The organism is Ruegeria sp. CDSA141 (assembly GCF_059612005.1).
Window position 1 is genome coordinate 60,856 of record NZ_JBXWPT010000017.1, and the last position, 6,397, is coordinate 67,252.

Consider the following 6,397-nt stretch of genomic DNA (forward strand, 5'->3'; position numbering starts at 1 on the left):
AAAAGGGATGCCAAATGGCAGAACGTGAAAACCGTCGGGGCCGTGGCCGCGACCGTGAAGAAACACCGGAATTTGCAGATCGTCTGGTTGCGATCAACCGCGTGTCGAAAACCGTAAAAGGTGGTAAGCGCTTTGGCTTCGCCGCTCTGGTGGTTGTCGGCGATCAGAAAGGCCGCGTCGGCTTTGGCAAAGGTAAAGCGAAAGAAGTACCTGAAGCCATCCGCAAAGCGACCGAGCAAGCCAAGCGTCAGATGATCCGCGTACAACTGCGCGAAGGTCGGACCCTGCACCACGATATCGAAGGCCGTCACGGCGCCGGTAAAGTGGTTATGCGCAGCGCACCTGAAGGTACCGGTATCATCGCCGGTGGCCCGATGCGTGCCGTGTTCGAAATGCTGGGCGTCAAGGACGTTGTGTCCAAGTCGCTGGGCTCGCAGAACCCGTACAACATGATCCGCGCCACCATCAACGGGCTGACCAAAGAGCAGAGCCCGCGTTCGGTTGCACAGCGTCGTGGCAAAAAGGTTGCTGACATCCTGCCCAAGCGGGACGAAACACCGGCTGCTGCTGAAGCAGAAGCATAAGCATAAGCATAAGCATAAGGAGAGCGACCCATGGCAAAAACCATCGTCGTCAAGCAGATCGGCTCGCCGATCCGCCGCCCCGCAGAACAGCGCGCGACCTTGATCGGTCTGGGCCTGAACAAGATGCACAAAACCCGCGAGCTGGAAGACACTCCTTCGGTCCGCGGCATGGTCAACAAGATCCCGCATCTGGTTGAGATCATCGAAGAGCGCGGCTAAGCGCGACTTCTTCAAGAACTTTGGAAACGCCTCTGACACCGGTCAGGGGCGCTTTTTCTTGCCTTTAAGTACAATTTAAGTATCGTTTTGATCTATTTTGTTTAAAGAGTGAGAAAAGATGAGACTATTCCTTACCGCCATTTGTGTGACAGTTATTGGTGTCACTGCACATGCAGCGTGCCCTAGCAAGGCTCCAAAACTAGCAAAAAGCAATTTCTCAGACGGGGACCAAAAGGTGAATGCGGCTTGGCTGTAAAAGAACCTTGGGGGGCACAAAGTCGTATACGCTGGCAAAGACACTGAAACATATTTCGCCGATGGATCCTATTCCTACAAAAGTAATGGACAAACTTGGAAAGCAAATACCTACAAATTCTACGATAACGGAATGCGGTGTATCGGATACCAAAAACCGCGTTTTGACCTTTATGTTGTGAACGACGGCAAGCTGGTTTTAGTAAACGAGAAAAAAGAGCGCTACGTCGGCCAAATACGAAAATAGGTATTTTCGGCAACATGCAGGGTGAGACAGCAGTCTTGTATGGCTAAGTGTACCCAATACGGAAATGGAACTCCCTATACATAACCGGGGATGTAAAGATTCGCTTTTCAGTTTTCGGGCTGCTTTGGGTTCGCTCAAACCGAACGCATGCTGTTGATTACCAATCGCATGGAATTCATGAATTGCGTGCGCTCAGCTTCGTTCAATATCTGTAGCGCATCAGCATTCACGGTCTGGGCGGCCTCATAGGCGCGGTTTCGAAGTGCGGTGGCCTTCTCGGTCAACCAGATCAATTGCGCCCTGGCGTCAGCGGGACTCTTTGTTCTTTTAATCAGGCCGTCGCGCTCCATTCGGTTGAGCGTGTTGGCCAAAGTCGCCTGTTCGACGTCAATTTTGGCCAGCAGATCCTTTTGGGTGACCCCGTCTTTGAGCCAAAGCTCCAGCAAGACTGGGAACTGTCCTACAACGATGCCCAAAGGCGCAATGCGCTGCTGCAGCTCTTTAGCAAACAATCGCGCCATGTGATTGACCAGATATCCGGCCGAGTTCTCTTTTTCGAAGTCCATGTTCGAGATTTATACTTGAATAGCATGCTATTCAATATTATATAGCTTGCTATGTGAATGAACCAAGAGGAATAGAAATGGCTCATATCGAAGAATTGGACACAGTCGTCACCTTGGCAGATCAGATGCAGAGTGAAGAAGGTCCGGTGGTGCTGATCAACCTGTTCACGGTGGACGCGGAAGACGAAAAAGCGCTGCTTGAGGCATGGTCACATGATGCAGATTTCATGAAGTCCCAGCCAGGATACATCTCCACCCAGCTCCATCAGGGCATCGCGGGCAGTTCAACCTTTGTGAATTACGCGATCTGGCAGGACGTCAAAAGCTTTCGCGACGCGTTCACCCATCCTGAGTTCCAACGTCGGATTGCGGACTATCCATCAAGCGCAGTAGCCCGGCCACATCTTCTTCGAAAACTCGCAGTCGAAAGCCACTGCGTCGCCTGAAATAAAAACCGGAGCAGCCCCATGTTTAGAGCAATTCACCCCATCGCCGGAGTCATCGGATTTCTTACAATCCTCGTGTTCTGGACTTCCACCTTGTACAGCGAGTTGTTTGCAACCCATGCGACCGTCGCCGCTGTAAAGTCCATGATCGTCAGCGGTCTCTTTGTTCTGGTGCCTGCTATGATAATTGTCGGCGCGTCCGGTATGTCCCTTGGGCGCCGCCGCAAAGATGCGCCAGCGCTTGCCAAGAAGAAGCGGATGCCGATCATAGCGATGAACGGGTTGCTCATCCTGGTTCCGGCCGCCATCTACCTCAGCGCAAAGGCAAACGCTGGCTTCTTTGACACCAGCTTCTATACTGTACAGATCGTCGAACTGATTGCTGGCGCAACCAATCTGACGCTGATGGGGCTCAGCATTCGTGACGGCCGGGCGATGACTGCCCGCAAAAAAATGCGGGCAAGAAGTGAAAGCAGCATTTGATTGCAATGGGCCAGCGAAATGTACAGCCATTCAATAGATGCATATCGGCTAGACCAAAAGTTCCGTTGTTAGCGATACCAAACACACCTATCTCAACCTTGTCCAAACAAGGAACACACAAGGAAACGTCGGGGAATTCGCCCTGATTTGAGAAAGGAACACAGAAATGACAACAGCAACACTGACCCATACCGGCTTCAACTTCGGCACCCGGATCAAGGACATGATCGAACGGATCAAAACGGCGCGTGCACGTGCGGCTGAGTATCAGCGCACCTATTCCGAGTTGCAGCACCTGAGCAACCGCGAACTGGATGACATCGGCATTCGCCGTTGCGACATCGCGGATATTGCACACAAGCACGTATACTGCTCGTAACCGCAAATACCTGCAAACCAACTTAAAGGCGCCATACGGCGCCTTTTCTGCTTTCTGAAATAGACTCCCACCCGGTGTGAAGGGCTCTCAGGGGCGCCCTGAGCGCTAAAACATATGCGGCACGCCCTTCTTCTCCGGCTGCAACCATTTCATCGCCCTACGACGCTAAAATCAACGCAATGGGTTGATTGAAGCTGCAGCGCGGCCCTGCAGCACTTGGGAAACACTACCAAGAAACAATCTCGGCAGAAACCTGGGCTGCGCCAATCCGTTCTTTCGCCACGATCCATAGGACAAGCGCGAGCGTCCTTAAACGCGCCACACGACGCAGAATACTTCTGTCACCTGAGAAAATGTTTGATCCAACGACCTGCGGCCCTCCTGCGGCCTCTCACCGGCGGTTCAGATCCTTCCCATTTCAAACCGTCCAGCCACAGCCCACCTGAATCGTCCTGGGCAGCGTTCAACCCGGTTCCAGTACCTGAAACGAAATCGGCCCCGGCGGGTTGAACCGCCGAGGCCGTGAATAGTCGCAGTAAGCGCCGGATCAGAGACCGGTGCTTACGTCGATGGTGTTACCCTCTTCCAGGGTCACATATGCTTTCTTGACGTCTTTCCGACGGCCCAGCTGGCCACGGAACCGCTTGACCTTGCCTTTTGTCACGGTTGTGTTCACCGCCTTGACCTTCACACCAAACAGCGCCTCAACGGCCTCTTTGATCTGCGGCTTGTTGCTGTCGATCGCCACTTCAAAGACAACCGCGCCGTTTTCGGACGCCATGGTCGACTTTTCGGTGATGATCGGCTTGCGGATCACGTCGTAGTGTTCTGCCTTCGCGCTCATTTCAGTCGAGCCTCCAGTGCTTCGACAGCCGCTTTGGTGAGCACCAGAGTGTCACGCTTGAGGATGTCATAGACGTTTGCGCCCATCGAAGGCAGGATATCCAGACCCTCGATGTTCTTGGACGCTTTCAGGAACCCTTCGTTAACAGTCGCGCCGTCGATGACCAGAGCGCGTTTCCAGCCCAGGTTTGCAACCTGTTTGGCCAGAGCGGCAGTCTTGCCTTCGGCTTCGGCGTTTTCGATCACAACCAGTTCACCGGCTTTGGCTTTTGCCGATAGAGCGTGGCGCAGGCCAAGCTTGCGGAACTTCTTCGGCAGGTCATGACCGTGCGAACGCACGACGGGGCCTTTGTAGATACCACCACCACGGAAGATCGGCGCATTACGGTCACCATGGCGTGCGCCACCGGTGCCCTTCTGGCGATAGATCTTCTTGGTTGAGTAGCTGGTTTCCGAGCGGGTTTTGACCTTGTGGGTGCCGGCTTGCGCGTTGTTGCGCTGCCAACGGACCACACGGTGCAGGATGTCCGCGCGCGGCTCGAGGCCGAACAGGTCTGCATCCAGCTCGATGTTGCCGGCTTTGCCGCCGTCCAGTTTGATTACATCAAGTTTCATGCTTCACCACCTTCCGCGGGAGCTTCTTCCGCAGGTGCTTCGGTTGCAGCCGACTTCACAGCAGCCGGGAAAGGCAGGCCTTCCGGTGCTTTCTTCTTGACGGCGTCCTTGACGGTAACCCAGCCCGATTTCGGTCCGGGAACGGCGCCTTTGATGAAGACCAGACCACGGTCGGCGTCAGTTTTGACGACTTCCAGGTTCTGGGTGGTTACACGGGCAGCACCCATGTGACCGGCCATCTTCTTGCCCTTGAAAACCTTGCCCGGGTCCTGACACTGACCGGTCGAACCGTGCGAACGGTGGCTAATCGAAACACCGTGCGAGGCGCGAAGACCACCGAAGTTGTGGCGCTTCATTGCACCGGCAAAGCCTTTACCGATCGAAGTACCCGAAACGTCAACTTTCTGACCTTCCAGGAAGTGTTCTGCCGAAATCTCGGCGCCCACTTCGATCAGGCCATCTTCGGAGACGCGGAACTCGGCCAGCTTACGCTTGGGCTCGACCTTTGCAGCGGCATAGTGACCACGCATGGCCTTCGAAGTGCGTTTTGCCTTGGCAGCACCTGCGCCCAGCTGAACGGCGGTGTAACCGTCTTTGTCAGCGGTACGCTGTGCAACGACCTGCAGGCCGTCCAGGTGAAGAACGGTCACAGGAATCTGCTTGCCGTCTTCCATGAACAGGCGGGTCATGCCTACTTTTTTTGCGATAATACCAGAGCGCATAATCTATACCCTCCGATCTTACGACTGCAGCTTGATCTCGACGTCCACACCAGCAGCGAGGTCGAGCTTCATCAGCGCGTCAACGGTCTGGGGGGTCGGATCAACGATGTCGAGCAGACGCTTGTGCGTGCGGATCTCGAACTGGTCGCGGGATTTCTTGTCAACGTGAGGGCCACGGAGAACCGTGAACTTCTCGATCTTGTTCGGCAGCGGGATCGGGCCGCGCACGTTCGCGCCGGTCCGCTTGGCAGTGTTGACGATCTCTTGCGTGCTGGCATCCAGAACGCGATAGTCAAATGCCTTCAGCCGAATACGGATATTTTGGCTTTGCATAATAACAGCCTTTTATCAGGCGTTGAGGTTGAGAGGAGGACAAGCGCGCATCGCCAACCCTCATCGAACCCAAAAGGCGGGAATCACCCCGCCTTGATGTTCTTGTAGAGAACTCGCGCGATCTACAGGGGTTGATGGGGTTTGGCAAGGCCTATTTACTTGGACTTTCACTTGAAGTGTGCTTCTCAAACTGCTCTTCAGTGATGACGACTTCTGCAAGCGCATTCGCGAGACCCTCAGCCACCCTCCAACACCGAAAAAACTCTTCATGCAAGTCTTCTAAGTCCGCGATCATATCGTCCTGGCCCTCTTCGGATTGAACCTTGAAGTTGTGGCGTTCAAAAAACCCATGAAAGAGCTTGTTTCTCGCAATTAAGCCTCGTTTGAACTGACTAGTGACTAGATCGTCTTCAAAGCGCAATTCTTGTTTTAACATCGCCAAGACTCTGCCCAACGTACTGGATTCGATAGTTTCTAGAGCCATTGCGGCCGCCTTCGGGTCCTGCTCGACATACCAATTATTGTTATGTCCCTTGCTTGCCAGAACAACAGTTCCGAGCGCGGTTTCGAAAAGCTGCGCAGCTTCTGCAGTAATTCCAAGTTTTGCATAGAGCTGATCTCTACTCGCCATACGAAAACCTTTTTAATGTAAAGTAACTTATTACAAGAAAAAGCCCGCCCCGATTTGGGGCGGCCTTCTTTGTT

General features: G+C 53.9%; 11 protein-coding genes. 5 read left to right on the forward strand and 6 right to left on the reverse strand.

Annotated elements, in window-relative coordinates:
- The first annotated feature begins 14 nt into the window (after window positions 1-14).
- Both rpsE and rpmD read left to right on the forward strand, forming a co-directional pair.
- Window positions 15-584: a 30S ribosomal protein S5 gene (gene rpsE / locus AC2FLP_RS18535; protein WP_117872234.1), complete on the forward strand. Its 570-nt coding sequence runs from the start codon at window positions 15-17 to the stop codon at window positions 582-584.
- A 30-nt stretch (window positions 585-614) separates the two neighbouring features.
- Complete coding sequence (gene rpmD, locus AC2FLP_RS18540; protein WP_008757946.1) at window positions 615-803, forward strand: 50S ribosomal protein L30; 189 nt, start codon at window positions 615-617, stop codon at window positions 801-803.
- A gap of 636 nt (window positions 804-1,439) precedes the next feature.
- Here the strand turns inward: rpmD and AC2FLP_RS18545 are convergent.
- Window positions 1,440-1,871: a MarR family winged helix-turn-helix transcriptional regulator gene (locus AC2FLP_RS18545; protein ID WP_117872230.1), complete on the reverse strand. Its 432-nt coding sequence runs from the start codon at window positions 1,869-1,871 to the stop codon at window positions 1,440-1,442.
- A gap of 77 nt (window positions 1,872-1,948) precedes the next feature.
- Between AC2FLP_RS18545 and AC2FLP_RS18550 the strand changes: the two genes are divergently transcribed.
- The 3 genes from AC2FLP_RS18550 to AC2FLP_RS18560 all read left to right on the forward strand — a co-directional run bounded on the left by AC2FLP_RS18550 (window position 1,949) and on the right by AC2FLP_RS18560 (window position 3,179).
- The gene (locus AC2FLP_RS18550; protein WP_299644101.1) at window positions 1,949-2,317 is read left to right on the forward strand and encodes an antibiotic biosynthesis monooxygenase family protein; all 369 of its coding nucleotides are present in this window, start codon (window positions 1,949-1,951) and stop codon (window positions 2,315-2,317) included.
- A 21-nt stretch (window positions 2,318-2,338) separates the two neighbouring features.
- Window positions 2,339-2,800 carry a hypothetical protein gene (locus AC2FLP_RS18555; protein WP_299644103.1) on the forward strand — a complete coding sequence of 154 codons (462 nt, stop codon included), beginning with the start codon at window positions 2,339-2,341 and terminating at the stop codon, window positions 2,798-2,800.
- 166 nt (window positions 2,801-2,966) lie between these two features.
- Complete coding sequence (locus AC2FLP_RS18560) at window positions 2,967-3,179, forward strand: DUF1127 domain-containing protein (protein ID WP_117872223.1); 213 nt, start codon at window positions 2,967-2,969, stop codon at window positions 3,177-3,179.
- 547 nt (window positions 3,180-3,726) lie between these two features.
- Here AC2FLP_RS18560 and AC2FLP_RS18565 read toward each other — a convergent pair.
- From AC2FLP_RS18565 to AC2FLP_RS18585, 5 genes are all read right to left on the reverse strand, one after another.
- Window positions 3,727-4,023 (reverse strand): 50S ribosomal protein L23, encoded by a 297-nt coding sequence (locus tag AC2FLP_RS18565; RefSeq protein WP_008757532.1) that lies wholly within the window; start codon window positions 4,021-4,023, stop codon window positions 3,727-3,729.
- Window positions 4,020-4,637, reverse strand: coding sequence for a 50S ribosomal protein L4 (gene rplD / locus AC2FLP_RS18570; RefSeq protein ID WP_010437039.1), 618 nt, complete (start codon window positions 4,635-4,637; stop codon window positions 4,020-4,022). The genes AC2FLP_RS18565 and rplD overlap by 4 nt, the downstream gene beginning before the upstream one ends.
- Window positions 4,634-5,359 (reverse strand): 50S ribosomal protein L3, encoded by a 726-nt coding sequence (gene rplC, locus AC2FLP_RS18575; RefSeq protein WP_117872221.1) that lies wholly within the window; start codon window positions 5,357-5,359, stop codon window positions 4,634-4,636. Before rplC ends, rplD begins: the two co-directional genes overlap by 4 nt.
- Before the next feature lie 18 nt (window positions 5,360-5,377).
- Entirely contained in the window at window positions 5,378-5,692 is a 315-nt protein-coding gene (rpsJ, locus tag AC2FLP_RS18580; protein ID WP_008756422.1) for a 30S ribosomal protein S10, read from the reverse strand.
- Window positions 5,693-5,843: 151 nt separating this feature from the next.
- Entirely contained in the window at window positions 5,844-6,323 is a 480-nt protein-coding gene (locus tag AC2FLP_RS18585; RefSeq protein ID WP_496685442.1) for a hypothetical protein, read from the reverse strand.
- Window positions 6,324-6,397: the final 74 nt, after the last annotated feature.

Coding starts and splice junctions, on each gene's coding strand:
- rpsE (WP_117872234.1), top strand. CDS start 15: ATGGCAGAACGTGAAAACCGTCGGGGCCGTGGCCGCGACCGTGAAGAA.
- rpmD (WP_008757946.1), top strand. CDS start 615: ATGGCAAAAACCATCGTCGTCAAGCAGATCGGCTCGCCGATCCGCCGC.
- AC2FLP_RS18545 (WP_117872230.1), bottom strand. CDS start 1,871: ATGGACTTCGAAAAAGAGAACTCGGCCGGATATCTGGTCAATCACATG.
- AC2FLP_RS18550 (WP_299644101.1), top strand. CDS start 1,949: ATGGCTCATATCGAAGAATTGGACACAGTCGTCACCTTGGCAGATCAG.
- AC2FLP_RS18555 (WP_299644103.1), top strand. CDS start 2,339: ATGTTTAGAGCAATTCACCCCATCGCCGGAGTCATCGGATTTCTTACA.
- AC2FLP_RS18560 (WP_117872223.1), top strand. CDS start 2,967: ATGACAACAGCAACACTGACCCATACCGGCTTCAACTTCGGCACCCGG.
- AC2FLP_RS18565 (WP_008757532.1), bottom strand. CDS start 4,023: ATGAGCGCGAAGGCAGAACACTACGACGTGATCCGCAAGCCGATCATC.
- rplD (WP_010437039.1), bottom strand. CDS start 4,637: ATGAAACTTGATGTAATCAAACTGGACGGCGGCAAAGCCGGCAACATC.
- rplC (WP_117872221.1), bottom strand. CDS start 5,359: ATGCGCTCTGGTATTATCGCAAAAAAAGTAGGCATGACCCGCCTGTTC.
- rpsJ (WP_008756422.1), bottom strand. CDS start 5,692: ATGCAAAGCCAAAATATCCGTATTCGGCTGAAGGCATTTGACTATCGC.
- AC2FLP_RS18585 (WP_496685442.1), bottom strand. CDS start 6,323: ATGGCGAGTAGAGATCAGCTCTATGCAAAACTTGGAATTACTGCAGAA.